This window comes from Paraburkholderia sp. RL17-347-BIC-D, from assembly GCF_046027915.1.
Classification (GTDB): domain Bacteria; phylum Pseudomonadota; class Gammaproteobacteria; order Burkholderiales; family Burkholderiaceae; genus Paraburkholderia.
The window spans coordinates 1-465 of sequence record NZ_JARESS010000245.1 but is presented as its reverse complement, the minus strand read 5'-3'; the positions used below and the strand labels follow the sequence as shown (position 1 = coordinate 465).

The 465-nt window shown below is 66.0% G+C and carries 1 protein-coding gene; it reads right to left on the bottom strand.

The features are described from left to right. The coding region (locus P0D96_RS48395; RefSeq protein WP_408321462.1) for an efflux RND transporter permease subunit at positions 1-465 on the bottom strand (465 nt) is incomplete at both ends.

Below are 465 nucleotides of genomic sequence, written 5' to 3'. Positions count from 1 at the left end.
GCTGCCGGAGAGCGCGATCAGCAGATTCTGCGACACGTCGCGTTGCAGCAGGCCGGCCTGAATCGCCCGCGTGCGGTCGACATTGACGTTGATCGCGGGCGCGTCGCCAGGCTGTTGAATGCGCGCGTCGACGAGGCCGCGCACGCCGCGCAGTTGCGCGAGCAGGCGGTTCGCCACCACGCGGTTGGCGTCGAGCTTGTTGCCGACGATCTGGATGTCGATCGGCGCGGGCAGGCCGAAGTTGAGAATCTGGCTGACGATGTCGGCGGGCAGGAAGGCGAACGTGACGCCGGGGAAGTCTTTCGTCAGCGTGGTGCGCAGCGTCGCCACGTATTGCGCGGTCGGCTTGTGTTTCGGCGCGAGCGTGATCATCACGTCGGCATCTTCGGAGCCGATCGGGTCCGAGGAGTCGTAAGTCAGATTGATGCCGCTCACCGGCACGCCGATGTTGTCCAGCATCGCCGA